The sequence below is a fragment of the Bifidobacterium erythrocebi genome (assembly GCF_012932675.1).
Classification (GTDB): Bacteria; Actinomycetota; Actinomycetes; order Actinomycetales; family Bifidobacteriaceae; genus Bifidobacterium; species Bifidobacterium erythrocebi.
Window position 1 is genome coordinate 302,350 of sequence record NZ_JAAIIF010000006.1, and the last position, 26,321, is coordinate 328,670.

The window sequence follows — 26,321 nt, forward strand, 5'->3', positions numbered from 1 at the left end:
TTCACACTCCCATAGTGTCTGATAGATGGCGGCAGTTACCGCTAACACCAAGTGTAACGCGGCTTCGGCGGACGGCCGTTTTTCTAGTAAAAAATCGTGTAAAAAAATATGGTTTAGTAAAAACCCGATGGGGTGCTCTATCCGCCGTTCGGCTATGCTTGGTGGGGTTGTTGTGCGGCAGAAAGGCAAGGGCAAACAATATGGGTAAACGCATCATTCTGGCCGACCCGCGTGGATTTTGCGCCGGCGTGGACAGGGCGATACTGACGGTGCAGACCATTCTCAAGTCCGTTCCGCAGCGTGGCGGGCAGGACGGCCTGCCGCCGGTGTACGTGCGCAGGCAGATCGTGCACAACCGGCATGTGGTCGAGGAACTGGCCTCGCAGGGCGCGGTGTTCGTCGAAGAGCTCGATGAGATTCCCGACGCCGCGGCAAGCGCGAATATTCCGGTCGTGTTCTCCGCGCACGGCGTGTCCCCACTGGTCAAGGCCGAGGCGAAACGGCGGGGATTGAACGTGATCGACGCCACCTGCCCGTTGGTGGGCAAGGTACATCGCGAGGTGCTGCGATTCGTGCGCGAAGGGTACGAAATCGTCTACATCGGGCATCTCGGGCATGACGAGGCCGTAGGCGTGGTGGGGGAGAGCCCCGAGCACGTCCACCTGATCGAGCATGAAGGCGATGTCGCACAGCTTGATTTCCAGCCGGGAACCAAACTGGTGCTGCTGACCCAGACCACGCTGAGCGTAGACGAGACGGCCGGAACCATCGCCGCGTTGCAGCAGCGATTCCCCTGGATCGAGATGCCGCCGAGCTCGGATATCTGCTATGCCACGTCGAACCGGCAGTCGGCGGTCAAGCTGGTCGCCGAACGCTCCGACTGCGTGGTGATCGTGGGATCCGCCAATTCGTCGAATTCCGTACGCCTGATGGAAGTGGGGCAGGAAGGGCTCGACGCCCGATTCGCGGCCCCCGGCGCTCCGGTGAAGACCGGCGCATGCGGTCAGGCGCATCGTGTGGATGATGCCGGCGAGCTTGACCCGGCATGGTTCGACGGCGTGGAGGCCGTGGGCATCTCGTCGGGTGCCTCCGTGCCGGAGATGTATGTGGAGGGCGTGGTCGCGGCCCTGCGCGCCATGGGCTACACCGGTATGGAATCCGTGGAGACCACCAAGGAGAACATGCACTTCGTGCTGCCCGCCGAACTGCGCCGTCAGGTCGCGCAGTAGCCATCTCGTGGTGCCGTTGCCGCCCATCATCCGGTTTAGGCTACGCCGACGATCCGGTTACGTGGCAATTTTCGGATAATGGTCGGCCCCGGCTGTGCGCAGGGATAGTAGGCGTGACCGGTTCCGATTATCATCCCGGTTTGGCTGCGCCGGCGGGCTGTGAGCGTTGCTGGCTACGGGTGTCGTCCCATTTTGGCTACGTTATCGGGTCGTGAGCGTGGCGATATTCGGGTGATGGCTGGGCATGGCCATGCTGATGGTTTGTAAATGGGGCGAATTACGGGTGCCATCCTGATCCGGGAACGCAGACGGCCCGCAGGTGTGGCTGGATCGGAATGATATCCGGTTCCGGCTGCGCCTGCGGGCCGTTGCCAGCAAAGAAACGTCGGTCGATTACCAGGTGCCGATCGGGGCTGCGATGCCGTCCAGCACCTTCAGCAGGTCATGCGGATCCAGTCCCACGGAGAATCCGCGCTTGCCGCCCGACAGCAGGATCTCATCGAACTGCAGTGCGCTTTCGTCCAGTACGGTCTTGTGCTTCGTGCGCTGGCCCAAGGGGGAGATGCCGCCGACCACGTATCCCGACTCCCGCATCGCGACCTTGGGATCGGCCATCGCCGCCTTCTTCGCACCGACCGCGGCGGCCAGCGCCTTCAGATCCATATGCCCGCTTACCGGCACCACGCCCACCACGCGTTCCGAACCGGTGTCGGCCATCAGCGTCTTGAACACCTGATGCTCGTCGAAACCGAGCTTTTTCGCGGCCTCGATGCCATAGCCGTCGTCCATATGATCGTTCGAATGTTCGTATTCGTAGGTCTTGAACGCCACGCCGGCCTTCTCCAACTGCACGGTCGCCGGAGTGGAGCCTGCGCCCTTCTCATGCTTTTTCTTGCTCATGGCGACCATCATAGGGCCTGAAGAGACGTTTTCGGGACAATCGGTCATCTGGGGATTGTGCGATGCAGGCCGCATGTCCGATTCGGGGGAATCGGACACCGTTGCGGCAACGGGGAAGGAAGGGAAGAAGTGCCGGCATGGGCGGAAAGCGCTGGCTGCCGGAGTTGTGCAGCATATGTCAGGAATGCGGAAAATCCACGGGTACGCAAAAGGCCCCCGTCGCAGGGCGAGGGCCTTTCGCAATGAGTTCGTTATGAACCGGTGCGGATCACTCCGCTTGGATTCACTCGGAGATCTCGGCGAAGTACAGCAGGGTACGGATCATGTTGGAGGTGAAGCCGTACTCGTTGTCGTAGAAGGAGACGGTGCGAGCCATGGTCACGCCGTCAACGGTGTTGACGTCGGTCTGGGTCGGATCGAACACGCCACCGTGGGTGTCGCCGAGGATGTCGGAGGACACGATGCCCTCGTCGTTGTAGCCGTAGTAATCGCAATCAGCGAAGGCAGCCTTGAAGGCCTCGTTGATCTCGTTGGCGGTGGTCTCCTTGTTCAGGACGGTGGTCAGCTCGGTGACGGAGCCATCCGGAACCTGGATACGCTGGGCGTGGCCCTGCAGCTTGCCGTTCACGGACGGAACGACCTTGCCGATGGCCTTGGCAGCGCCGGTGGAGTGAGCGATGGTGTTGATGGCGGCAGCGCGCAGGTTGCGGCCGGTCTTGGTGCCACGCGGGCCGTCCAGCAGCATCTGGGTGCCGGTGTAGGCGTGGATGGTGGTCATGAAGCCAGCCTTGATGCCGAACTTCTCGTCCAGCAGCTTGACCATGGCGGCCATGGAGTTGGTGGTGCAGGAACCGGCGGAGACGATCACGTCGGAAGCCTTCAGGATGTCGTGGTTCACGCCGAACACGACGGTCGGGGTGACATCGTCCTTGGCCGGGGCGGAGATCAGGACCTTCTTGGCACCGGCGTTGATGTGAGCCTGGGACTTCTCGGCGGAGGTGTAGAAGCCGGTGCACTCGAGCACGTACTCGACACCGTCGTTCTTGACCCACGGGATGTTGTTGGCGTCCTTCTCGGCGTAGACCTTGTATTCCTTGCCGTCGACGATGATGGAATCCTCGGTGGCCTTCACGTCGACCGGGGTGCCGTCGTCATGACGGAAGGTGCCGTGGGTGCTGTCGTACTTCAGCAGGTAGGCGAGAGTTGCCGGGGTGGTCAGATCGTTGATGGCGGCAACTTCGATGTCGCCAGCCTGGCCACCGCGAGCCTGCAGCTCGAAGATGCGGCGGAAAGCGAGACGACCGATACGACCGAAGCCGTTGATACCAATCTTAACTGTCATGTAATTCTCCCTTTGGGAAGGCCGGGCATGGTGTTACGCATGCCAAGCCATGGTTTTACCAACGGTTCCACTGTAATGCCCTACCTGTACTTCAGGCAATGCAAACGAAGTCATTTTACCTGTATTCGGACACCCTCCATATGGAGCGCGAACGCTTCACAATATGGCATGCCGGCATCGTTACAAAGTGCGGGGCTCGGTGTGCAATGCCCGCGACACCTCGGTGTCGAGTTCGCCCAGATCGCCGGTGAATCCATGTTCCCAGGCCACTGCCGGCAGCGGTGCCTCGGCGGGGAAGGTGACGATGAGCGTGCCGTGCCCGACCGCGATTGTGGCGGGCCGGCCGCCAAGGAACTCGTTGCTGACGCCATTGACACGGATATTGCTCATGGTGGCGTCGGCCAGTTCGTATTTGAGGCCGGACTCGCTCACCCCGGTGGCGATGTCGGAATGGGAGAAGACCGATACCATGCGGCCGGGCTTCACGTCGTTTGCGGGGAAGTCAAGTTCGCCGTCGCAGATGGCGGTGATGATGGTGCCGTCGCCATGCAGGAATCCGATGCCGCCATGCCGGGCGAGCAGTGCCATGAGCTGGATGTTCGAGATCGTATGGTCCACCCTTCCGCCAAGCGCACCATATATATGGAATGTCCTGGAACCGTGGGCCCAGCCGATCTTCAACGCGGAGAGCATGTCCGGATCGTCCTTTTCCGGCGGCAGCGCGATGGTGCGCTCGCCCGATGCGGGCATGCCGCCCTGCAAGGAATCGAAGTCGCCCACGATCACATCGGCGGCAAGTCCCAGCTCGCGTGTGTGGTCCAGGCCTCCGTCCGCGGCCACGATGAAGGCGTCATGGGGAATCCTGGGCGTCTCGTCGTAGTATTCGCCGGCGCCGAAGATCACGCATGGCCTCGTCTTGCTTGTCTTGTCAGTCATGCCCCCATAGTCTAATCCGGGGTGTCGCGGGAACCGGTGTCCCACACGGGCGCATGGGGAAGATCACATCCCGCTGCCGGAGATTCGCCACATGTTCGATACAAACATCTTGCTAGTGTGGTGCGTGGTTCACAAGAGGAAGGGATAAGCAGACCTTATGTGTGGAATCGCGGGATTCGTCAACGACATGCCGATCGATACCAAATGCCCGGTGCTCAAGCGCATGACCGACATCATCGCACATCGCGGCCCGGACAGCGAAGGACATTACATCGACGAGCATGCGGCTTTGGGACATCGCCGTCTGAGCATCATCGACCTGGGCGGCGGCCAGCAGCCAATCTACAACGAGGATGGCTCGCTCGTCATCACCTTCAACGGTGAGATCTACAACTATCAGCCGCTTCGCGAACAGCTTATCGAGGCCGGCCACACCTTCACCACCAAAAGCGACACCGAGGTGCTGCTGCACGGCTATGAGGAGTGGGGCGTGGAACTGCTGCAGAAGATTCGAGGCATGTTCACCTTCGTGATCTGGGACAGGACCAAGCGCGAACTGTTCGGCGCCCGCGACCATTTCGGCATCAAGCCCTTCTACTATGCCAAGATGAACGGCACGTTCATGTACGCCTCGGAGATCAAGAGCCTGCTGCAGCACCCTGACTTCGTCAAGGAGCTCAACGAGAAGGCGCTCAAGCCGTACATGACCTTCCAATACCCGGCCATCGGCGAGACCTTCTTCAAGGGCGTATTCAAGCTGCCGGAAGGCCATTACTTCACCTACCGCGACGGCAAGATGAGCATTCACGAATACTACGACGAGCATTTCCGCGAATCCTCCACCAAGCTCGATCCGCTGGTGGACACCATCGACCGCACGGTATGCGATTCGGTCAAGGCCCACCAGATCGCCGACGTGGAGGTCGGCTCGTTCCTGTCCAGCGGCGTGGATTCGAGCTATGTGGCCGCGGTCGCACGCCCCGAGCACACGTATTCCATCGGCTTCGGCAAGGGGACGTACAACGAATCCCAGCAGGCCGGAGAACTTGCCAAACTCATCGACCTGAACAACACCGCCGAGGCGTTGACCGACGAGGAGGCGTTCGCTGCATTCCCGCGCATCCAGTGGCATTTGGATGAGCCGGATTCCAACCCGAGCTGCGTGCCGCTGTATTTCCTGTCGGCATTGGCTGCGAAGGACGTCAAAGTCGTGCTCAGCGGCGAAGGCGCCGACGAACTGTTCGCCGGATACATCGATTACGGCGTGCACACCAAGTTCAAGCCGATCAAGGTGCTCACCCGCTGGCTGTCCCACCTGCCGGCCGGACCCCGCCATGCCATCGCCCGCTGGTGCAAGGGCAAGACCTTCCACGGCGCATGGCACCTGTACGCGAATCTCGCCCCGGCGGAGGAGAGCTTCATCGGCCAGGCGCGCGTGTTCGAGGAATCCGAATCCGACAAGCTGCTCAAGCCCGAATACCGCAAGGCGCCGAGCGTGCAGAGCATCGTCGACAAGACCTACGCCCGCGTCGAGGGCAAGGGTCTGAGCGAGCTGAAGAAGAAGCAGTACCTCGACATGCACCAGTGGATGCCGGGAGACATTCTGCTCAAGGCCGACAAGATGACCATGGCGCACTCCCTGGAGCTGCGCGTGCCGTTGCTTGACAAGGAGCTGATGGCCGTGGCCGAGCAGGTGCCGACCAAGTACCTGATCACCGACGAGAACACGAAGTACGCGTTCCGCAAGGCGGCGGGAAAGCACCTGCCGAAGGAATGGTACGACCGTGAGAAGCTCGGATTCCCCGTGCCGATCAAGAAGTGGCTGCGCGAGGAGAAGTTCTACAAGTACGTGCGCTCCGTGTTCGAACGTGACTACGTGAGCAAGTTCTTCGATCAGAAGGCCCTGCTGAAGATGATCGACGACAACTACGCCGGCAAGACCGACGACCGCCGTAAGATCTGGACCGTCTACTCCTTCCTGACGTGGTATGACGTGTACTTCGTGCACGACGGCTCCAAGCCGGACATCATCGCGATCGCATGAGCACGATGACGAGGACGCGGGGATCGAAGCGCCTTGCCGTGGCGGCGATGGCCGTGGCGCTCTGCCTGCCGTTGGGCGGTTGCAGCATCGAGATCAAGGGCGGCCGGCACGACAGTGCGAACACCGGCAACGCGATGGATCTGCGCGACGGCAAATGGCATACCGGCAGCAACGGCTACGGCGGCAGCGACAGCTCCAGCTACCGGTACGTGACCGTGAACACGCCTGACGGCGAGAAGCACTGCATCGTGTTCCGAGACAGCGGCGGTGCCGGCGGAATGAACTGCTGGGACAAGCCGGATTCGAGCGACAGCGGCAAATAACGGCGGCAATCGCGGAAGAGCGTATGACGGACGTTCGTGTGCATGACACGCGGGCGCCCGTTTGTCAAGCCCGGTGGTACACTGAACCCTTGGCTTGAGAAATCAAGAAAGCGGGGCAACCCCACCTGGGAACCTTTCAGGGTTTCGGGTTCAAGGCATGTTCCTCCCGTACATGCGTACGAGATGGGGAACGAAGAGTGCCAGTATGTTCCATATATGGAGCGTGAATGGCATGCCGTGAAACCGAATGCTGGATATTCCAAGTGAGCCTCGTGAAGGAAATACAGAGGATTGGAGTCATCATCAGCGACGAACCACGCATTAATGACGAGATTCGCGTCTCGCAGGTGCGCCTGATCGGCCCTAAGGGCGAGCAGGTGGGCGTTATCGCGACCTCGGTCGCACTGAACCTTGCGAAGGAAGCGAACCTCGATCTCGTCGAGGTGGCGCCCAATGCAAAGCCTCCGGTTGCCAAGCTCATCGATTACGGCAAGTACAAGTACAACGAGAAGATCAAGGCTCGTGAGGCACGCCGCAATCAGAACACCGCAGAAGTCAAGGAAATCCGCTTCCGTCTGAAGATCGACGACCATGACTTCGATGTGAAGAAGGGGCATGTCACCCGCTTCCTCAACGGCGGCGACAAGGTCAAGGTCACCATCATGCTGCGTGGCCGCGAACAGTCCCGTCCGATCGGCGGCGTCGAGCTGCTGCAGCGTCTCGCCGCAGAGGTGGAGGAATACGGCACCATCGAGTCCCAGCCGAAGCAGGAAGGCCGCAACATCATCATGGTGCTTGCGCCTAAGGGCAAGAAGGTGCACACCCAGTCCGAGCAGCGCCGTCGCGGTGCGGAGTCCCGCGCCGAACGACAGGCTCGCCAGGCGGCACGTCTCGCCGCAAAGCAGGAGGCTCAGGCCCAGGCGGCAGCCGAAGCGCAGGCCTCGATTTCTAAGACTTCCAGCAAGAAGCACACCAACAAGGAGGGCAGCAATGCCGAAGATGAAAAGTAATTCCGCCGCTTCCAAGCGCGTCCGCCGTACCGGCACGGGCAAGCTGATGCAGGCCGGCAGCGCCATGCGCCACAACCTTGAGCACAAGTCCGCTCGCAAGCGTCGTGCACTGAAGGCCGATCAGGTTCTCGCGGGCCCGCAGACCAAGAAGCTCAACCGCATGCTGAGCAAGTGAAATAACCCTTTAAGAATTTTTAAGAAAGCGAAGGAATACATATGGCACGTGTGAAGCGCGCAGTAAATGCTCACAAGAAGCGTCGCGTCGTTCTCGAAAGGGCTTCCGGTTACCGCGGCCAGCGTTCCCGCCTGTACCGCAAGGCCAAGGAACAGCTGCTCCACTCCTTTAACTACAACTTCCGCGACCGTAAGGCTCGCAAGGGCGATTTCCGCAAGCTGTGGATCCAGCGCATCAACGCCGCTGTCCGCGCTGAGGGCATCACCTACAACCGCTTCATCCAGGGCCTGCGTCTCGCCGGCATCGAACTGGATCGTCGCGCTCTCGCCGAGCTCGCCGTGAGCGATCCGGAGACCTTCAAGGCCATCGTCGCCGAAGCCAAGAAGGCTCTGCCGGCCGACGTGAACGCTCCGGTCAACGCCTGAGTCGTTCCAACCGCATAGGTTTTATGAAACCCCGCCGTTTTCGGCGGGGTTTTCTTGTTGTCCGGGCGTATGCGTGGCTCGCACTGGCATGCATCATGGCGGGTCGATCCGGCGGTGCGGTCCGCGATGGGCAACAAGCCGGCATACAATGGTCGGCATGAGTCAGACCGATGCCCTCGCACGCTTGGAAACACAGTTCATCGCCCACATCGACGTGGAACGCGGCCTGTCGAAGGCGACGGTGAAGGCGTACACATCCGATCTTGACCGGTACTGCGCTTGGCTGCGGGAACAGGGCATCATGGAGCCCAACGGCATAGCCCGCAACCACGTCGAGGAATACATCGCGCATCTGGACGCCAACGGCGCAAGCGCACGATCCAAGGCGCGCAATCTCGCATCCATACACGAGTTCCACCGCTTCGCGCTCGCCCAGCACGCCGTGACCGACGACGTATCGGCCGCGGTCAAGGCGCCGAAGGGCGCAAGCACGTTGCCCGACGTGCTCACCGTGGACGAGGTGGCGAGACTGCTGGACTGCATGCTCGTCCCCGCGCCCGACTGCGCGATGGACGTGCCCAATGCAGTGCTGCTGCGGGACAAGGCGTTGCTTGAGTTCATGTACGCCACCGGGTGCCGCGTGTCGGAGGCGGTTGGCACCGATCTGAGCGACATCGACATGGACGAGCGTGTGGCGAGGCTTATGGGCAAAGGCTCGAAGCAACGGCTGGTGCCGGTGGGGGAGTATGCCTGCGCGGCCCTGAAACGCTATCTGGACGAAGGCCGTTGCGTGCTGGAGGGGTGCGCGAAGAGCAAGGCACCCGAGCGCAGGGCGGTGTTCCTCAACAAGCGCGGGCAGCGCATGTCTCGCCAATCCGTATGGGAGGTGGTGAACCAGGCGGGCAAGCGCGCCCATATCGACAAGCCGCTGCACCCGCACACGCTGCGGCACTCCTTCGCCACGCACCTCATCCAGGGCGGTGCCGACGTGCGCACCGTGCAGGAGCTGCTGGGTCATGCGAGCGTCACCACCACGCAGATCTACACGCATGTGAGTCCGGAGAATCTGATCGAAACGTATCTCACCGCGCATCCGCGTGCCCGCTGACATGCGCGGTGCGTCCGGCCATGAGGCGCAGCGTCCGTATGGCAACGATGTTCATCACGGCATGCGAACCGCCGATGAATCGGGTGTAATGCCGCATGCCGGGCGATGTTCTTCCACGAGGTGCCCGATTTCCCCGCCGACGGGCTGAGGTTTGGTACAGTGGGGAGTATGCCTACGGATTTGCTTGGACGCGATTATGAAACTTTTCCCGCTCCCGAGCCGCTGGAACACCACGGCCCGGCACGGGTCATTGCCATGTGCAATCAGAAGGGCGGCGTCGGCAAAACCACCAGTTCCATCAATATCGCCGGCGCGTTGAGCCAGTACGGGCGCCGATGCCTGATCGTCGATTTCGACCCGCAGGGGGCCGCGACCGTCGGTCTCGGCATCAATGCGAACACCGTGGAGAACACCATCTACACCGCTCTGTTCGACCCAGATGTCGACCCGCACGATGTCGTGCAGCATACGAAGTTCGAGAACCTTGACGTCATCCCCGCCAACATCGACCTGTCCGCCGCTGAGGTGCAGCTGGTCACCGAGGTCGGTCGCGAACAGATCCTCGCCAGCGTGCTGCGCCCGCTGAAGGACGAATACGATGTCATCATCATCGACTGCCAGCCGTCGCTGGGTCTGCTCACGGTGAACGCGCTGACCGCCGCCGATGGCGTCATCATCCCCGTGGCCGCCGAGTTCTTCGCCCTGCGTGGCGTGGCACTGCTCATGCAGTCCATCAAGAAGGTGCAGAGCCGCATCAACCCGAGCCTTGAGGTGTACGGCGTGCTGGTGACCATGTTCACCAAGACGCTGCACTGCGAGGAGGTTATGCAGCGCATCTACGAGGCGTTCCAGGACAAGGTCTTCCACACGGTGATCTCCCGTTCCATCAAGTTGCCGGATTCCACCGTGGCCGCTGCACCGATCACGTTCTATTCGCCGGGGCACAAGACCAGCAAGGAATACCGCGAGGTGGCACGCGAACTGGTGGCGGAGGGTATCGTCGCCTGAACGAATGGTTCCGTTATCGTGAAATCGAAGGCCGGCTGTCGGAGTGTCCGATGGCCGGTCTTTCGGTATGCGCCGCATTATGCTGTACACCGAAAGTAGAACGATTGACAGGCTGGCCGGCAACGGGCCGGCATTATGGATTCACAAGAGAGAACGCATACGGATGACGCAGTCGGATATGGCACGGGAACATACGGAACACACTCCTCAAGGCGACGGCGGGTTCTTCAACCTGCCGGTGGTCACGCTGATCGCATTGAGCTTCGCGCTGGGCATGAGCGAATTCATCATGGTCGGCATTCTGCCTGACATCGCCACGGGACTGAAGGTCTCGGAAGTGACCGTGGGCAATCTGGTCTCGCTGTTCGCGCTCGTGTACGCGCCGGTCACGCCGCTTGGTTCGGCGCTGTCCGCACGCTTCCCGCGATTCGCCACGCATCTGACGCTCGTCGGCGTGTTCCTCGCCGGCAACGTGCTGTGCGCGATCGCCCCGAACTACCCGGTATTGCTGATCGCCCGCATCATGATCGCGCTCGTCTCCGGCACGCTCGTGGCCATCGCCATGACCTACGCGCCGGACGTCACCACCGAGCGGTATCGCACCAAATTCATCGCATGGGTGTTCTCCGGTTTCTCCATCGCCTCCGTGGTGGGTGTGCCGGTCGGCACATGGGTGGCCAACGCCTTCGGCTGGCGCTGGGCGTTCGTTCTGGTGTGCGTGCTCACGGTCGCGCTGATGGTGCTGATGATCGCGGTGCTGCCGCGCAACAGCCATATCGTCAAGATCGGCTTCCTACCGCAGTTCAGGCTGTTCCTTGACCGCCGCATCCAGCTTGGCGTGGCCTGCGTGATGTTCGGTGCCGCCGCAAGCTACGTGTTCTACACCTATCTCACGCCGATCATGCGCGACGAGGTGCATGTGCCGGAACAATTCCTGAGCTTCGGTCTGGTGATCTTCGGCGCGGCGTGCCTGTGGAGCAACCTGTATGGAGGCAAGCTGGCAGACCGTGGCAGGGGAGTGGAGCCGTTGACGCACATCCGCCCGATCTACTGCGTGCATACCGTGCTGCTCGCCTCGCTGATTGTGGCGCACTGGGTGCCGGCATACGGGGCGGTGCTGCTGGTGGTGCTTGGCATGGCGATGTACTTGCAGAACTCCGCATCGCAGGTGCTGTACATGGATGTCGCCGCGCAGTCCCACCCCGGTTCGCTCAATCTGGCCGCGTCGCTCAACTCCATGTCGTTCAATATCGGCATCGCGCTCGGTTCGGCGGTCGGCGGCCTGGTCAACGACCATCTCGGCCTGATGTGGCTCGGCCCGGTCGGTGCCATCTTCACGTTGCTTGCCGTCGGCATGACGACGCTCCTGCGCCCGTTCGTGGCACAGGAGCGTGGGTTCTACGCGAAGTTGGGGAAGTAGCGGCGTCTATTCTGAGGCGTCTATTCGAACGGATGCCAGACGGGTGCGTTGCTCGGTGCGGCATTGATGCCGGAGATGACCAGGCAGTTCAGCGCCTTGGCATTGTTGGTAAGGCCGCCCTTGGCGGAGGCAAGATCCTTGTCCAGTTGCTCGGCGGTGTAGCTTTTCGGCTTGACGTTCTCCCGGCGCAGGCAGTCCACGGCCACGGCGGATGTGTCCGTGGACAGGCCGGGGTTGCCGATCTGGAGCTTGTACACGGTGTTGATATCGGTGACGTGCAGCGTGCCACATGCGCTGAGATCCTCGTTGAGCCTCTTGCTGCTCTTCTGCTGCTCGCTGGTGGTGCCGTCAGGGGTGTCGTATGTGGGAAGCGCATATACGCCGCTCGAATATTTGTACAGTTCCGGCGCGGAATAGCCCTTGTCGACGATACACTGCTTGTAATCCGACCAGGCGCGTTCGTAATCCGACTGGGAGACCTTGCCACCGTTCTGCACTGCGCGTTCCAGCGCCGCCTTCTGCTGGGCGGACATGGAAGCCGAATCGCTATCGAGCAGCTCTGCACATAATCCTTCAGCGTCGGGGCGATCTTCGCGCCGCCCGTCGAACTGCCGCCGGACGAGCTGGAAGAACCGGAAGAACCGGCCGAATCGGATTGAGGGTGGGAGGAACCACCAGAGGAACCGCACCCGGCACAGCCCGCGGCAACCATGCCGACGCATGCCACGCAGGCAAGAACGCGATACAGATGATGTGTGTTCATATGAGACACCCCCGAAAATGTAATCCACAGATTTGGTCTGTTCATCATTGAATGAGCCAGTACTGTCCGGTGTAGCACATCGAAAGGTGGAATGACCGAGATGTCGGCGTATATCATGCGTTTTCGCAGCAATATACACATATGTGTAGCTAATGCCGACGCCGGTGCGTAAGGTGGCATGCATAACGGGAAGATACTTCATGAATGATTGTTCAGGGGAAGGCATGATGGCGGTGCAACGTACTGTGCCGAAGCGGATTGCACTGGTCGATAATGATGATTTGGCGCTGAGAGTATTAGATTCGCTCATTGCGAAGCAGCTGCCGGGATTGTATGTCGCATGGCAATCCACGTCGGGGCTCGAAGCGGTGCAGCGTTGCTCGAATCAAAGCGAACATTACGATCTGCTGATGCTCGACATGTCGTTGGAGGACATGCGGGGCACGTCGGTGTGCCACAGGATTCGAAGTAAGAACAGGCAATTGCCCATACTGGGGATGACCAGTTTTTCGCTGACCCGGTACAGAAACGCCATGATTGCAGCCGGTGGGCAAGGGCTGATCGGCAAAAACGATATCGGCAAACTGGCCAATGCCATGATGCAGTTGCTCAGCGGCAAAGTGATGGACGGATTCGAAACCCCGCAGGGAGCGTATTACCGTATCAGCAACAGTGCGTCGAGCGCTCCGGCATTGACCCCTACCGAAGAGACGGTCATCGAATTGGCTGCAAGGGTCGGATTGCCGGACAACCAGATCGCGCAGCGGCTGCATATCGCTCCGGCGACAGTGCGCAAGCATATGCAGAACATCACCAGAAAACTCGGGTGCAGAACCTCTCGGCAGGCGGTGTCGACGTGGTTGCGGCATGACGAATGCGACGAGTGACGGAGAGATCCATGAAAAATCTGAAACGGTGTATTCGTCATCCGTTCCGTCTGCTGTTTCTGTTGATTCCAGTCATCAATCTGCTCACTTATCTGTCCATGGGGGATTTTTCCCATTGGCAGGCTCTTCTAGCGGCTTTAGTGCAGATTGCGTTGCTTATATTCGCGTATTGGCGTCCCAGGATCGCGCTCCCTATTTTTCTTATCGCCACTGTTGCCGTTGATGCGTTATCCGTTGATTTCCGGGTATATTCCCTATATGGTGTTATTTTCGCTGCAGGATTGCTTGCCTTCGAAACAAGCAACGTTGTTGCCGTTGCGCTCGTTATTGCGTTGACCGCAGTGCAATGTCTTGACACGTTGATTCCCGGGTATGACCTTCAGCTACGCAATGTGCCTTCATTCGCTTTCATCTACATGCTGTCGGTACTGGCCGGGCGTGGATTGCGCTGGCGTGAACGTCGCTTCGAAAAGGAACGGCAGGCGGCGGCCGTACAGGCGCAGGCCGAGCGCATGCAGCGCAATGTGGAGATAGCCGACCGCATACACGATGCCGTCACCGGTGATCTGGCTCTGGCGGCTGCGATGACGCAGCAGGAAATGAGCCAGCCCGACTGCGCCAACCGTGAACTGTTGACACAGGTGAACGACCGTATTCAATCGGCGTTGGCGAACGTGCATAAGGTCATCGACCAGCTTGATTCGACCGATGACAGGAATAACGCCGTCACCGTCGCCCAGCAGCAGCTGATGGACGGTGTGCGGCATGCCATCCATGACGGCGACGAACGCATGGCCTCGGCAGGATTCCAAGGCAGCGGAACAATCAGCGTGATCGGGCATCCGAACGATATGCCGGAGCATACCCTTCGGGTCGTGCAGGGGCTGTTGCGCGAGATATATGCGAATCTCGCCAAGCATGCGGTGCCGGAATCGCCGTATGAATTGTTCGTGCTGCTGCGCGAAACGAGCATCGAGATCACCCAGGTCAATCGCGCCAGGAACGGCGACGAAGCGCCGGTGTTTGCGGAAGGAGGGCATGGACTTGCGTTCTATCGGGAATCGATCAGGAAGCTGGGCGGCACTCTGACGGCGGAGATGCTGGATGGGGATTGGAACATGTACGCCCGCATTCCCCTAACGCAGAGCCGTTAGACAGATACGCGAATCGTCATTGAACGTGTGCTGAGCAGCGAATGCAGATGGCTGCGGTTCGGTGTGAGAAGTGCCGGGTGCATCTACACAAATAAGGTAGGTGCGGATTGTGCTTCGCAAAGCGGAGCACGATACTGGAAACGGAATCATAACGGACATGCGGCCTGTGCAATGAAGCGGCCGCATGAACGCCCGAAGGGGGCATTATGAGCAAACGGAGGAGCGTTCCGGCAGCAGGAGGGAAGACCCGCAGGATGGCTCTGACCTGGACGTTGCTGGCCGTCGCGGTATCCGCATGCATTGCGGTAGGCGCTTGCGCGCTATGGTTGCCCGATCGCTCGCCACAGCTCCTGTCGGGTGCGAAGGAGGTCACGACGGCGCCGGCGAGTTTGCAGGAGTACAACGGTTCGCAGCAGGTGACGCTTGTGCCCACGATTTCCGCCGAACAGGATCTGATCGGCAACGCCTCCGGAACGGTCACCGACGACTGGTCCGCAGGCGGCCTGTCGTCAGGCAGGGGCGCCTACCGCGTCAACGACCGGTCGGTAGTGGCGTTGAATACGGCGATTCCCCTCTATCGTGATCTGAAAACCGGGGATACAGGTGACGACGTGCTCGCCTTGAACAATGAACTGAACAGACTTGGCTACAACAGCGTACCCGGCTCGAACATCTACTGGTGGGCCACTTCCGACGGCTGGCGGCAGCTCATGGCGGACAACGGAAACGCATCGGACGGCTCGCTGCAGGTGACGGATACGATATGGATTCCACAACCCACGGTAAACGTGGACGCATGGACGGCGACCAAGGGAAGCAACGTCGGGGGCGGAACGCCGGTAGGCAAGATCCCCGGTATGCTGACGAAGCTCAGCATCAAGAACGGCATGGCATCATCCGAGAATCGCGCCATCAGCACGCTTGGCGTGACAGGAACATTGCCGGCAAACACGATTGACATGACGGACGCCACGTTCCTGCAACAGGTGGCCGCATCGGACGCCTACCGCTCTCTTTCCCAAGACGAGAGAAGCAATGGCATCGATGCCTCCGTGGCGTTGACCGCGCCGATGCAAACGCTGCGCGTGCCCGCAGGCGCGATATTCGGGCTTAACGGGTCCGCAGGGTGCATCGTGCCGGAAACAGGCCAGCGCAAAGGCAGGGCGGTGCCGGTGACGATTGTGGGCAGCGAGCTTGGCGTAAGTCTGGTCACAGCAAGCGGCACGGATATTTCCGCAATCTCCACGGTGCGCATAGGCAGCGGGCTCAACGCGCTGCGATGCCGGTGAGGGCCGGTGACGTATGCGCGTGGAACTAAAGGGGCTGGCCCATCGTTTTCCGGGAACGGATGTGCTGTTCGAGAACCTTGACTATACGATCGAACCCGGCGTCACGGTGGCCGTGTGCGGGCCTTCCGGCTGCGGCAAGTCCACGCTGCTGTTGATTCTTGCCGGGTGGGAGAAGCCTTACCGGGGCACAGTGGTGCGTGACGGCGTGAAACGCATAGGCTGGGTGTTCCAGAACCCGTATGGAGTAGCGGAACGCACCGCGTTGGACCATGTGGCGTTCCCGCTATTGGCCAAGGGGATGCGCCGTCGCGAAGCCGAGCCGGAAGCGTTGCGAGCCATGGACCTGTTCGATCTTTCCTATGCCGCCGACCGTCGTTTTTCCGATTTGTCGGGAGGCGAGGCGCAACGGCTGATGCTGGCCCGTGCGGTGTGTTCCCGCCCCGACATGCTGCTTGTCGACGAGCCGACCGCGCAGCTGGGGATACCAGAACCGCACATTCCGTAAGCCATGTGCTGGGCAATCTGGCCGGTCAGGGGATGATCGTGCTGGTGGCCACCCATGATCCCGATACGCGTGACGCATGCGATCGGGTGCTCGACTTGGCCGACTATGCGCCGGGCGGCGTGAACTCCGGCGAGATGGAAGGCGGTGACGCATGAGACTGGGGTCGGTGCTTTCCGAGGCGATGCGCAATATCGGCAGCGGGGTGAGCCGCGCGTTCGCCATGTTCCTGGTGGTGCTGGTCGCCGGCACATTGCTGGGAGGCTATGAGGCGATGAGCGTGGTCGGATTGGAATCCGAGGCGGGCGAGCGCATCCGGTCCGATGCCGATGTGAAATCCATCGTGGGCGGCGATGTCGATGGCGGGTCGTGCGACCGGCTTGCGGATACGTTCGGCGGCGGCGCGACGGCTGGCGCGATGCGCGCCGGTTCCCGTATTGTCATGCGGGCCACGCCGGGCAAGGATGTGTCGACGTATGAGGTGACCGCAGGCATGCTGCGCCTGGTCGTGGCCGGTACGGGTGCGAAGGCCGATGCGTCGGGCGTGTGGGTGTCATCCGATGTGGCCAGGGATTTCGGCCTTGCCCGTGGCGGCATGTTGCGTACCACCACCGGTTCGGTGAAGGTCGCCGGCGTGTTCGACTGGCCCAATGACGGGCGTGACACTCGGTTCGCCTATGCGGTGCTGGTGCCGGTTGCCGCAGGGTCGGGCGTATTCACCGAATGCTGGGTCAAGCAGTGGCCGCAGAGCGAACAGGTGGATGGGCTGCTGTATTCCACGTTGCGGGTTTCCGGCAAGGGCGGCGGCAATGCCGGCGTGACGCAGGTGAACAAGGGATTCGACACGCATTATGATGCGCAGGCCTCGTATATGAGCCGGCCGACCAGGTGGTTGCCGTGGATTGCCCTTGCCTCAGGCATGTTCGTGGGTGTGGCGGCCGTGAGGCGCCGGCGTTTGGAATATGCGGGGGCTTTGCACTCCGGTCAGGGCAAGGGCGCGTTGCTGCTGGGCATTGCGATCGAGACGGGCGTGTGGTCCGGGCTTGCGGCATTGTGCTCGTGCGCGTTGCTGACGGCGTATTGCGCGCGTATGGTCTCATCCGATTCCGCGGCGGTGCTGATGGGTGCGGTGCGCTCGCCGTTGGCGATGGCCGTAGGCGTTGTGGTGGCTGGGGTCGCGGCCGGTGCGACCATCAGGCAAAGCCAGCTGTTCCGGTTCTTCAAGAAGCGGTAGGGGAGAGGCCGGAGCGTCGTTGATTCCGGGAAAAACACCATTTATGGTCACTGTGACTATAAATGGTGGTACGCTGTGTTCGCGACGGGGAACAACCCCGCAAGCGAAAGGACGGCCATGGGTATCGGCAATGTTTCAGAGCGCCGGCTGGCACAGCCGCAGATAGGCGTCTCCGTGGTGATTCTGGCCTTGGGGCCGCACGGCGACAGCGAAGCCAGTGGGCATAGCCGCCTGTGGCTGCCGTTGGTGCGCCGTGTCAAACAGCCTTTCATGGGCGCATGGGCGCTGCCCGGCGGCGATCTGCGCGTAGGGCATTCCCTGGAGGAATCGGCGTTCAAAGCATTGGAATCCACCACCGAACTGCATCCCAAGTACTTGGAGCAGTTGTACACGTTCGGCGATCCGGCGCGTTCCAGCGGTGGGCTTCCCATGGTCTCCATCGTGTACTGGGCGCTTGTGGGCGAAGCCGAGACCAAGGATTTCGCCGAAGTGGACAACGTCAGATGGTTCCCCGCGGACGAGCTTCCCGATCTTGCCTTCGACCATCGCCGCATCATCGAGTACGCGCTGTGGCGTTCGCGCAGCAAACTCGAATACCCGGACATCGCCACCAAGCTCGTGGGTGAGGAATTCACCCTGAGCCAGCTGCACGACGTATACGAGGCCGTGACCGGACAGCCGCTCGACCTGGCGAACTTCCGCAGGAAGATGCTCGCCTCGGGGCATCTGGAAGACACCGGGCGCAAACGCCACGTGGGGCGCAGCCGTCCCGCGACCGTATACCGCTACCGGCACGACGGCACGGCGAACGAGGATTTCCCGCTTCCTGCCGTCGTGAATCCGCCACGGTCGGCGGGGCGGTCGGACGACGCGCTCTCGGCGCTCATGCCGTCATAACAGAGGCATGCGGCGAACCTCCGCACAAACACAACCCGCACACCACAGCACAGACTTCGGCATGCCGCACGCATCCCCGCGCCCATGCCGTCAGCATCGTGAACACACCATATGAAAGGAACGCAGCATGACTGCAACACTCTCCTCACCGTCCGTCGACGAGATCATCGCCAAGCTCGGCGCGCAAAGCACCTGCGACGCAGGACTCACCCAGGACCCGTGGCATTTCGACACCACCAAGCCGAGCTACGGGCCGGGCGCATCCATGTTCGACCCGCTGCCGAGCAACGCCCCCAGGCAGCAGGTGCTCCCGGAGGAATACCGCAACGCCTCCGACGAGGAACTGCAGGAACGCATCAAGGCGGCCAAGTCCCGGCTGGGAGACAAGCTGCTGATTCTGGGCCACTTCTACCAGCGTGACGAGATCATCTGCCACGCCGACTTCGTGGGCGACTCCTTCCAGCTCGCCAAGAACGCCACCGAACGCCCCGACGCCGATCACATCGTCTTCTGCGGCGTGCACTTCATGGCCGAAACAGCCGACATCCTCTCCACTCCCGAACAGAGCGTGACCCTGCCGAACCTGTCCGCAGGCTGCTCCATGGCCGACATGGCCAACATCGACCAGGTGGAGGAATGCTGGCAGCAGCTCGGCGAGATCTGCGGCACCAAGCCCGATGCGGACGGCCGCCAGCAGATCGTGCCCGTCACCTACATGAACTCGTCCGCCGCCCTGAAGGCGTTCTGCGGGCGCAACGGCGGCATCGTCTGCACCTCATCCAACGCGCACGCCGTACTCGAATGGGCCTTCGCCCGCGGCAAGCGCGTCCTGTTCTTCCCCGACCAGCACCTGGGCCGCAACACCGCACGCGCCATGGGCATCCCGCTGGAGGAGATGCCGCTGTGGGATCCGTTCAAGCCGGCCGGCGGTGCCTCCGACCCGTCCGTATACGCGAGCGCCAAGATGATCCTGTGGAAGGGCTTCTGCTCCGTGCACCAGCGCTTCACCGTCGAACAGATCGAACGCGCACGCAAGGCGTACCCGGGCGTGAAGGTCATCGTGCACCCCGAATGCTCCATGGACGTGGTCGATGCCGCCGACGGTACCGGCTCCACCGCCTACATCGTCAAGGAGATCGCCAACGCGCCGGCCGGCTCCGCCATCGCCGTGGGCACCGAGATCAACCTGGTGAACCGTCTCGCCGCGCAATACCCCGACAAGACCGTGTTCTGCCTCGACCCGGTGGTCTGCCCGTGCTCCACCATGTACCGTATCCACCCGGCGTACCTCGCTTGGGCTTTGGAGAACATCGAACAGGGCAATATCGTCAACCGCATCACCGTGGACGAAGACACCGCGCGCGACGCGAAGATCGCCCTGCAGCGCATGCTGGAGGTGCACCCGTGATCGTCGTGATCGGAGCCGGCATCGCCGGATTGTCCGCGGCGCTCGCAGCCGCGGGGGACAAGCGCGTGGGGGCGGAGGGACTCACCTCCTACGGCCGTGCGCAGGTCGCCGGGCTGAGCGGCGAGCAGACGGACGACGTGCTGCTCGTCTGCAAGGACGAACTTGTGGAATCCAATACGTACCATGCCCAGGGCGGTGTGGCATGCGCCATCTTCAGCGACGACAACCCGCAACTGCATGCCGCCGACACCATGGCGGCCGGTCATGGGCTGTGCGATCGTACCGCGGTCGACGTGCTCACCGACGAGGGGGCGCGCCGTGTGCGCGAGCTCATCGCCGCTGGCTGGCATGTGGACCGTGGTGATGACGGGTCGGTGCTGCGCGGGCTTGAGGCCGCGCACTGCCGTTCCCGCGTGGTGCACGCCGGGGGAGACGCCACCGGCAAGGTGCTTGAGGTGGACGTGAGCGCCATGGTGCGCGACAATCCGCGTATCCAGGTGCTCGAACATGCGTTCCTGGACGATCTGGTCGTGCGTGACGGGCGTATCGCCGGCGTACGGCTGGTGGTGCGGACCGCTGACGGTAATGCCGAAACGCGCGTGGTCGACGCGACGCGCGTGATCCTCGCCACGGGAGGCGCGGGAAGACTCTACCCGTACACCACCAATCCGGCCGTGGCCACCGGCGACGGACTTGCCGCGGCATTGCGTGCCGGGGCGCAGGTCGCCGACCTGGAGTTCTACCAGTTCCATCCCACCGCCATGGCAGTCGGCGAGCATTTCCTCGTCTCCGAGGCCGTGCGCGGCGAAGGCGCGGTTCTGCTCGACGAGCATGGGCACCGCTTCATGACCGACGTGGATCCCAAGGCCGAACTCGCGCCGCGCGACGTGGTGGCGAGGGCCAACTTCCGCACCATGCAGGCGCAGGACGGCAGGCCGGTCATGCTCGACGTCTCGCCCATGGCCAAGGAGAACCCCGATCTGGCGGGCTTCCTGCGTCGTCGCTTCCCGACCATCGACGCCTATACGCGCTCGCTTGGATTCGACTGGAGCAAGGAGCCGATTCCGGTGGCACCGGCTGCGCACTACTGGATGGGCGGCATCCGCACGGATCTGTTCGGACGCACCAGCATTCCGGGGCTGTATGCCGCCGGCGAATGCGCGCGCACCGGCGTGCAGGGCGCGAATAGGCTCGCCTCCAACTCGCTGCTCGAAGGACTGGTCTACGGCAGGCGCGCCGGACTCGCCGCCGTACGCGACGAGGACGGTACCACGTGGCAGCCGCAACCCTTCGCCAACAGTGAGATCGACGGCCTGCCGGTCGCCCAGGACCCCATGGAACTCGCTATGCCGGAGGCATCGGACGTGAACGGTGCCGCGAACCTCTGGGATCGCGAGCGCATCGAACGTGAGATGTGGGAGCATGTGGGCGTGATTCGCGACCATGACGGGCTGCATGCGGCGGTCCGCGACTTGTCCGGCGCGCTCGCCGTCGTGAACGACAGTATGCCGGATGGCGTCGGGTCGAAGACAGGTTCGACGACCTATGCGGATCGCATCACCGTGTTGGAGAACCGCAACCTGCTCACCGTCGGATACGTCGAGGCCGTGGCCGCGCTGAACCGTTGCGAATCGCGCGGCGCGCACACGCGCGGCGACTACGCCACGGCCAATCCGACCATCGCCCATTCCATCGCCTACCGTATGAAAGGAACGCCATGCTGACCCGTCAGGTCATCCGCAAGGCCGTGGAGGCCGCCCTGGAAGAGGACGCGCCCAACGGCGACATCACCTGCGAGGCGACGATCCCCGCGCAGGCGCAGGGCGAGGCGCGGCTCACCGCCAGGGAACACGGCGTGATGAGCGGCATCAGCGTGTTCGCCGCCGCATTCGGCGCGCAGAACCCCGCCATCGAGGTCATGCCGCATATCGCGGACGGGGAACGCTTCGAGCCCGGCCAGGCGCTCGCCGCCGTGCGCGGGCCGGTGCGCGACCTGCTCACCGCGGAACGCGTCGCGTTGAACTTCACCCAGCGCATGAGCGGCATCGCCACCATGACCGCCGCGTTCGTAGACGCCGTGGCACAGGCGGAAGCGCTGCCCGGGTACCGTGCGCCCCGCGCCTACGCCCGCACCCGCATCGTCGACACGCGCAAGACCACGCCAGGGTTGCGACCGTTCGAGAAATATGCGGTCGTCTGCGGCGGCGGGCACAACCATCGCTACGGTCTTTCCGACGCGGTGATGGTCAAGGACAACCACGTGGCGGCGCTCGCCGAACAGGGCATCGACTTGGCCGGCGCGATCAGGCATATCCGCGAACAGGTGGGACACACCACGCATATCGAGGTGGAGGTGGACGGGCTCGACCAGATCCCCATGGCGTTGGACGGCGGCGCGGACACCATCATGCTCGACAACTTCACGCTGGACGATACGCGTGCCGGCGTGGACATGATCGATGGCCGCGCCATCGTGGAGGCCAGCGGCACCATGACGTTGGAACGGGTCCCCGCGGTCGCGGCCACCGGCGTGGACGTGATCTCCGTGGGCGCGCTGACGCATAGCGTGCGCAGCATCGACCTGGGATTGGACTGGGTTCGATGAGCGCGGGGGAGACGCAGGGAGAGCTCTACCTGGACGCGGCCTCCACCGAACCGGTGCGTGGCAGCGTCATCGAAGCGATGATGCCGTTTCTGACCGAAGCGTATGCGAATCCGCTGAGCGTGCACCAACCAGGCAAGACCGCGGCCCGTGCGCTCGACGCGGCCCGTGCCTCGCTGGCGGCTGATCTGGGAGCGAAGCCCGACGACGTGATCTTCACCTCGGGCGGCACCGAATCCGACAATCTTGCCGTCAAAGGCATCGCCATGGCCCGCATGAAGGCGTTGCGGGATACCTACGGCAACGATGTGCGCCCCCGCATCATCATCTCCGCGATCGAGCATCCGGCCGTGGCGCAGTCGGCGCAATGGCTGGAACAGTGGTTCGGCGTGGAAGTCGTGCGGATCCCGGTGGATGCGCAGGCGCACGTCGATATGGAGGCGCTGGAACGCGAGCTTACGCAGGGCGATCTGGAGCACGCCTCGGATGGCGGCGACGACCGCGACGCCGATCATGCTGCCCCTGATACCGGGCATGGGTCGACCATCAACCTGAGCAACCGCACGCTGCTGGTCTCGATCATGCTCGCCAACAACGAGGTCGGCACCATCGAACCCGCCGACGAGATCGCACGCCTCGCGCACCGGCACGGCGTGCCCGTCCACATCGACGCGGTGCAGGCGGCCGGGCAGATCCCGATCCGCATGCGCGCGTGGGATGTGGACGCGCTGAGCATATCCGGCCATAAATTCGGCACGCCCAAAGGACTCGGCGCACTGCTGCTGCGCGGGCGCGTGCCGGTCGAACCGCTGCTTTCCGGCGGCGGGCAGGAACGCGGCCTGCGATCGGGCACGCAGAACGTGGCCGGAGCGGTGGCGCTCGCCATCGCCCTGCACGAGTCGAACGAACGCATGGCCGGGCAATACCGCGAGCTGGTCGCCTCACGCGACAGGCTGATCGACGCCGTATTGCGCGTCGAGCCGAAGGCCCAGCTGACCGGCGATCCGGAACGCAGACTGCCGGGGCACGCGTCGTTCGTGTTCCCCGGGCTCGCCGGCGAGGCGCTGCTGGTGGACCTGGACGCGCGCGGCATCGCCTGCTCGTCGGGATCGGCCTGCGCCCTCGGCCGCCACGAGGTGCCGGGAACGCTGCTGGCCATGGGATTCACGCAGCCGATCGCGAAATCGGCGCTGCGCATGACCTTCCGCATGCCCCTGCAACCCGACCAGATCAACCGGGTCGCGGCGGCCATCGAGGAATCCTGCCGGTCGCTCACCCACGCGCAGCCGGCCAGGGGCAACGACATGGCATAGCAGACCGGCGGTCGCCCATGCCGGGCGGCCGCCCGGGGCGTCTGTCGCATTACCCGGCTAGTATTGGCTCGGTTTATGTGTAAGTGCAGATAGATAACCAATCACGTACCGAACATTACGCATTACGCAACAGAACAGCAATTACTAAGAGAGGTTTCGATGGCGGTTCGCGGCGATATTCGAAATGTAGCTATTGTGGCACACGTCGATCACGGCAAGACCACGCTGGTCAATGCCATGCTTCAGCAGTCCCATGTGTTCAACGAGCGTGAGGAAGTGCCGGATCGTGTGATGGATTCCAACGATCTGGAACGCGAAAAGGGCATCACCATCCTCGCCAAGAACACCGCGGTGGAATACACCGGCCCCATGGCCGCCAAGTACGGCTGCCCGGACGGCATCACCCTCAACATCATCGACACCCCCGGCCACGCCGATTTCGGCGGCGAGGTCGAGCGCGGCATCTCCATGGTCGACGGCGTGGTGCTGCTGGTCGACGCCTCCGAAGGCCCGCTGCCGCAGACCCGCTTCGTGCTGCGCAAGGCACTGGAAGCCAAGCTGCCGGTCATCCTGTGCGTCAACAAGGTCGATCGTCCCGACGCCCGTATCTCCGAAGTCGTCGGCGAGACCTCCGACCTGCTGCTCGGCCTGGCCGACGACGTGCAGCATGAAGGCATCGAGCTCGATCTCGACCAGCTGCTCGAAATGCCGGTCATCTACTGCGCCGCCAAGGCCGGCTACGCCTCCACCAATCAGCCCGAGGACGGGGGCCTGCCGGACAACGACAACCTCGAACCGCTGTTCGAGGCCATCATCTCCACCATCCCGGCTCCGGAATACGAAGAGGGCGCGCCGCTGCAGGCCCACGTCGCCAACATCGACTCCTCCGACTTCCTCGGCCGACTCGGCCTGGTCCGCATCTACAACGGCACCCTTGAGAAGGGCAAGACCTACGGCCTGAGCCGTGTGGACGGCTCCATCGAGAACTTCCGTGTCTCCGAGCTGCTGCGTACGCAGGGCCTGGAGCGCATCCCGGTCGAATCCGCGGGCCCCGGCGACATCGTCGCCGTCGCCGGCGTGAACGACATCATGATCGGCGAGACCATCGTCGACCCGAACAACCCGAAGCCGCTGCCGCTCATCCACGTCGACGACCCGGCCATCTCCATGACCTTCGGCATCAACGACTCCCCGCTGGCCGGCACCGAGGGCAAGGACCACAAGCTCACCGCCCGCATGATCAAGGATCGTCTGGACCGCGAGCTCATCGGCAACGTGTCCATCAAGGTGCTGCCGACCGACCGTCCGGACGCCTGGGAGGTCCAGGGCCGTGGCGAACTCGCCCTGGCCGTGCTCGCCGAGCAGATGCGACGCGAAGGCTACGAGCTGACCGTCGGCCGTCCGCAGGTGGTCACCAAGACCATCGACGGCGTGATCAACGAGCCTATGGAGAACACCACCATCGACGTGCCGGAAGAGTACATGGGTGCCGTCACCCAGCTCATGGCCGACCGCAAGGGCCGTATGGACAACATGACCAACCACGGCTCCGGCTGGGTCCGTCTGCAGTTCACCGTGCCGTCCCGTGGCCTGATCGGCTTCCGCACCGCGCTGCTGTCCGCCACCCGCGGCACCGGCATCTCCTCCTCCATCTCCGCCGGCTACGCCCCGTGGGCAGGCGCCATCTCCATTCGTCAGAACGGCTCCATGGTGTCCGACCGCCAGGGCGTCGCCACCCCGTACGCCATGCAGCGCCTGCAGGCACGCGGCAACTTCTTCGTCGAGCCGCAGTCCCCGGTGTACGAAGGCCAGGTCGTGGGCGTGAACAACAAGCCCGACGAGCTGGACGTGAACATCACGCTGGCCAAGCACATGACCAACATGCGTTCCGCCACCGCCGATGTGCTCGAAACCCTCACCCCGCCGATCAAGATGAGCCTTGAGGAGTCCCTGGACTTCGCCAACGAGGACGAGTGCGTGGAAGTGACCCCGGAGTCCATCCGCGTGCGCAAGATCATCCTCAACCGCGAGGATTGGTACAAGTGGCGCGCCAAGCAGCGTCGTCAGAACGCTCAGAAGTGAGCGTTCTGACGACCTTCGCAGTCGTCGGAACGACTGCTCACTTCACCTACAGGAAGCCCACTGGGCTTCCTGCTTAACGGTTCAGCAGAACGCTCAGAAGTGAGCGTCCTGACGACCTTCGCGGGTCGCCTTGGCGACCGCTCACTTCACCTACAGGAAGCCCACTGGGCTTCCTGCTTAACGGTTCAGCAGAACGCTCAGAAGTGAGCGAACGCCCGCACAACGGCGTCAACGTGAGCCTCCTTCCCCTGCGGAAGGGGGCTTTTCCGT

The 26,321-nt window shown here is 62.6% G+C and carries 23 protein-coding genes and 1 pseudogene; 20 read left to right on the forward strand and 4 right to left on the reverse strand.

The window, feature by feature from the left end:
• Positions 1-170: 170 nt before the first annotated feature.
• Positions 171-1,229 (forward strand): 4-hydroxy-3-methylbut-2-enyl diphosphate reductase, encoded by a 1,059-nt coding sequence (locus tag G1C98_RS03050; RefSeq protein ID WP_277347559.1) that lies wholly within the window; start codon positions 171-173, stop codon positions 1,227-1,229.
• A 393-nt stretch (positions 1,230-1,622) separates the two neighbouring features.
• On the opposite strand, the gene ybaK is transcribed toward G1C98_RS03050, so the two are convergent.
• The 3 genes from ybaK to G1C98_RS03065 form a co-directional block, all read right to left on the reverse strand.
• Entirely contained in the window at positions 1,623-2,129 is a 507-nt protein-coding gene (ybaK, locus tag G1C98_RS03055; RefSeq protein WP_169079082.1) for a Cys-tRNA(Pro) deacylase, read from the reverse strand.
• Between the two features lie 283 nt (positions 2,130-2,412).
• Complete coding sequence (gene gap, locus G1C98_RS03060) at positions 2,413-3,471, reverse strand: type I glyceraldehyde-3-phosphate dehydrogenase (protein ID WP_169079084.1); 1,059 nt, start codon at positions 3,469-3,471, stop codon at positions 2,413-2,415.
• A gap of 180 nt (positions 3,472-3,651) precedes the next feature.
• Positions 3,652-4,407, reverse strand: a complete 756-nt coding sequence (locus G1C98_RS03065; RefSeq protein ID WP_169079086.1) for a thiamine diphosphokinase — start codon at positions 4,405-4,407, stop codon at positions 3,652-3,654.
• 157 nt (positions 4,408-4,564) lie between these two features.
• Between G1C98_RS03065 and asnB the strand changes: the two genes are divergently transcribed.
• From asnB to G1C98_RS03105, 8 genes are all read left to right on the forward strand, one after another.
• The gene (gene asnB / locus G1C98_RS03070; protein ID WP_169079088.1) at positions 4,565-6,451 is read left to right on the forward strand and encodes an asparagine synthase (glutamine-hydrolyzing); all 1,887 of its coding nucleotides are present in this window, start codon (positions 4,565-4,567) and stop codon (positions 6,449-6,451) included.
• Positions 6,448-6,774 carry a hypothetical protein gene (locus tag G1C98_RS03075; protein ID WP_169079090.1) on the forward strand — a complete coding sequence of 109 codons (327 nt, stop codon included), beginning with the start codon at positions 6,448-6,450 and terminating at the stop codon, positions 6,772-6,774. The genes asnB and G1C98_RS03075 overlap by 4 nt, the downstream gene beginning before the upstream one ends.
• A 227-nt stretch (positions 6,775-7,001) precedes the next feature.
• Positions 7,002-7,784 carry a translation initiation factor IF-3 gene (infC, locus tag G1C98_RS03080; protein WP_169079092.1) on the forward strand — a complete coding sequence of 261 codons (783 nt, stop codon included), beginning with the start codon at positions 7,002-7,004 and terminating at the stop codon, positions 7,782-7,784.
• Positions 7,765-7,959: a 50S ribosomal protein L35 gene (gene rpmI / locus G1C98_RS03085; protein ID WP_033523642.1), complete on the forward strand. Its 195-nt coding sequence runs from the start codon at positions 7,765-7,767 to the stop codon at positions 7,957-7,959. Before infC ends, rpmI begins: the two co-directional genes overlap by 20 nt.
• A 41-nt stretch (positions 7,960-8,000) precedes the next feature.
• On the forward strand, positions 8,001-8,384 hold the full coding sequence (gene rplT, locus G1C98_RS03090) for a 50S ribosomal protein L20 (RefSeq protein WP_169079094.1): 384 nt from the start codon (positions 8,001-8,003) through the stop codon (positions 8,382-8,384).
• A gap of 157 nt (positions 8,385-8,541) precedes the next feature.
• Positions 8,542-9,492, forward strand: coding sequence for a site-specific tyrosine recombinase XerD (gene xerD / locus G1C98_RS03095; protein WP_417852290.1), 951 nt, complete (start codon positions 8,542-8,544; stop codon positions 9,490-9,492).
• Between the two features lie 168 nt (positions 9,493-9,660).
• Complete coding sequence (locus G1C98_RS03100; protein ID WP_169079098.1) at positions 9,661-10,500, forward strand: ParA family protein; 840 nt, start codon at positions 9,661-9,663, stop codon at positions 10,498-10,500.
• Between the two features lie 178 nt (positions 10,501-10,678).
• Positions 10,679-11,920, forward strand: a complete 1,242-nt coding sequence (locus G1C98_RS03105; protein WP_169079100.1) for an MFS transporter — start codon at positions 10,679-10,681, stop codon at positions 11,918-11,920.
• A gap of 20 nt (positions 11,921-11,940) precedes the next feature.
• Here G1C98_RS03105 and G1C98_RS03110 read toward each other — a convergent pair whose 3' ends face one another.
• Positions 11,941-12,453: a hypothetical protein gene (locus G1C98_RS03110; protein ID WP_169079102.1), complete on the reverse strand. Its 513-nt coding sequence runs from the start codon at positions 12,451-12,453 to the stop codon at positions 11,941-11,943.
• 454 nt (positions 12,454-12,907) lie between these two features.
• Here G1C98_RS03110 and G1C98_RS03115 point away from each other — a divergent pair, with 454 nt between their 5' ends.
• From G1C98_RS03115 to typA, 11 genes and pseudogenes are all read left to right on the forward strand, one after another.
• A complete protein-coding gene (locus tag G1C98_RS03115) occupies positions 12,908-13,570 on the forward strand; it encodes a response regulator transcription factor (protein WP_169079104.1) in 663 nt (220 codons plus the stop codon).
• 11 nt (positions 13,571-13,581) lie between these two features.
• Positions 13,582-14,724, forward strand: a complete 1,143-nt coding sequence (locus tag G1C98_RS03120; protein ID WP_169079106.1) for a sensor histidine kinase — start codon at positions 13,582-13,584, stop codon at positions 14,722-14,724.
• Between the two features lie 206 nt (positions 14,725-14,930).
• Positions 14,931-16,013 (forward strand): peptidoglycan-binding domain-containing protein, encoded by a 1,083-nt coding sequence (locus G1C98_RS03125; RefSeq protein ID WP_169079108.1) that lies wholly within the window; start codon positions 14,931-14,933, stop codon positions 16,011-16,013.
• Between the two features lie 13 nt (positions 16,014-16,026).
• Positions 16,027-16,673 (forward strand): annotated as a pseudogene (locus G1C98_RS03130) (ABC transporter ATP-binding protein).
• Positions 16,670-17,749, forward strand: coding sequence for a hypothetical protein (locus G1C98_RS03135; RefSeq protein ID WP_169079110.1), 1,080 nt, complete (start codon positions 16,670-16,672; stop codon positions 17,747-17,749). The pseudogene G1C98_RS03130 and the gene G1C98_RS03135 overlap by 4 nt, the downstream one beginning before the upstream one ends.
• A 117-nt stretch (positions 17,750-17,866) precedes the next feature.
• Positions 17,867-18,646: an NUDIX hydrolase gene (locus G1C98_RS03140; protein ID WP_169079112.1), complete on the forward strand. Its 780-nt coding sequence runs from the start codon at positions 17,867-17,869 to the stop codon at positions 18,644-18,646.
• 127 nt (positions 18,647-18,773) lie between these two features.
• On the forward strand, positions 18,774-20,054 hold the full coding sequence (gene nadA / locus G1C98_RS03145) for a quinolinate synthase NadA (protein WP_169079114.1): 1,281 nt from the start codon (positions 18,774-18,776) through the stop codon (positions 20,052-20,054).
• Positions 20,051-21,778: an L-aspartate oxidase gene (nadB, locus tag G1C98_RS03150; protein ID WP_169079116.1), complete on the forward strand. Its 1,728-nt coding sequence runs from the start codon at positions 20,051-20,053 to the stop codon at positions 21,776-21,778. Before nadA ends, nadB begins: the two co-directional genes overlap by 4 nt.
• Positions 21,772-22,659: a carboxylating nicotinate-nucleotide diphosphorylase gene (nadC, locus tag G1C98_RS03155; protein ID WP_169079118.1), complete on the forward strand. Its 888-nt coding sequence runs from the start codon at positions 21,772-21,774 to the stop codon at positions 22,657-22,659. Before nadB ends, nadC begins: the two co-directional genes overlap by 7 nt.
• A complete protein-coding gene (locus G1C98_RS03160) occupies positions 22,656-23,969 on the forward strand; it encodes a cysteine desulfurase family protein (protein ID WP_169079120.1) in 1,314 nt (437 codons plus the stop codon). Before nadC ends, G1C98_RS03160 begins: the two co-directional genes overlap by 4 nt.
• A gap of 159 nt (positions 23,970-24,128) precedes the next feature.
• Entirely contained in the window at positions 24,129-26,051 is a 1,923-nt protein-coding gene (gene typA, locus G1C98_RS03165) for a translational GTPase TypA (RefSeq protein WP_169079122.1), read from the forward strand.
• The last annotated feature ends 270 nt before the right edge of the window (positions 26,052-26,321 follow it).

Bases quoted from the DNA above. Each gene is read 5' to 3' on its own strand.
- ybaK (WP_169079082.1), bottom strand. From the start codon at position 2,129: ATGAGCAAGAAAAAGCATGAGAAGGGCGCAGGCTCCACTCCGGCGACC.
- gap (WP_169079084.1), bottom strand. From the start codon at position 3,471: ATGACAGTTAAGATTGGTATCAACGGCTTCGGTCGTATCGGTCGTCTC.
- G1C98_RS03065 (WP_169079086.1), bottom strand. From the start codon at position 4,407: ATGACTGACAAGACAAGCAAGACGAGGCCATGCGTGATCTTCGGCGCC.
- asnB (WP_169079088.1), top strand. From the start codon at position 4,565: ATGTGTGGAATCGCGGGATTCGTCAACGACATGCCGATCGATACCAAA.
- G1C98_RS03075 (WP_169079090.1), top strand. From the start codon at position 6,448: ATGAGCACGATGACGAGGACGCGGGGATCGAAGCGCCTTGCCGTGGCG.
- infC (WP_169079092.1), top strand. From the start codon at position 7,002: ATGGCATGCCGTGAAACCGAATGCTGGATATTCCAAGTGAGCCTCGTG.
- rpmI (WP_033523642.1), top strand. From the start codon at position 7,765: ATGCCGAAGATGAAAAGTAATTCCGCCGCTTCCAAGCGCGTCCGCCGT.
- rplT (WP_169079094.1), top strand. From the start codon at position 8,001: ATGGCACGTGTGAAGCGCGCAGTAAATGCTCACAAGAAGCGTCGCGTC.
- xerD (WP_417852290.1), top strand. From the start codon at position 8,542: ATGAGTCAGACCGATGCCCTCGCACGCTTGGAAACACAGTTCATCGCC.
- G1C98_RS03100 (WP_169079098.1), top strand. From the start codon at position 9,661: ATGCCTACGGATTTGCTTGGACGCGATTATGAAACTTTTCCCGCTCCC.
- G1C98_RS03105 (WP_169079100.1), top strand. From the start codon at position 10,679: ATGGCACGGGAACATACGGAACACACTCCTCAAGGCGACGGCGGGTTC.
- G1C98_RS03110 (WP_169079102.1), bottom strand. From the start codon at position 12,453: ATGTCCGCCCAGCAGAAGGCGGCGCTGGAACGCGCAGTGCAGAACGGT.
- G1C98_RS03115 (WP_169079104.1), top strand. From the start codon at position 12,908: ATGATGGCGGTGCAACGTACTGTGCCGAAGCGGATTGCACTGGTCGAT.
- G1C98_RS03120 (WP_169079106.1), top strand. From the start codon at position 13,582: ATGAAAAATCTGAAACGGTGTATTCGTCATCCGTTCCGTCTGCTGTTT.
- G1C98_RS03125 (WP_169079108.1), top strand. From the start codon at position 14,931: ATGAGCAAACGGAGGAGCGTTCCGGCAGCAGGAGGGAAGACCCGCAGG.
- G1C98_RS03135 (WP_169079110.1), top strand. From the start codon at position 16,670: ATGAGACTGGGGTCGGTGCTTTCCGAGGCGATGCGCAATATCGGCAGC.
- G1C98_RS03140 (WP_169079112.1), top strand. From the start codon at position 17,867: ATGGGTATCGGCAATGTTTCAGAGCGCCGGCTGGCACAGCCGCAGATA.
- nadA (WP_169079114.1), top strand. From the start codon at position 18,774: ATGACTGCAACACTCTCCTCACCGTCCGTCGACGAGATCATCGCCAAG.
- nadC (WP_169079118.1), top strand. From the start codon at position 21,772: ATGCTGACCCGTCAGGTCATCCGCAAGGCCGTGGAGGCCGCCCTGGAA.
- G1C98_RS03160 (WP_169079120.1), top strand. From the start codon at position 22,656: ATGAGCGCGGGGGAGACGCAGGGAGAGCTCTACCTGGACGCGGCCTCC.
- typA (WP_169079122.1), top strand. From the start codon at position 24,129: ATGGCGGTTCGCGGCGATATTCGAAATGTAGCTATTGTGGCACACGTC.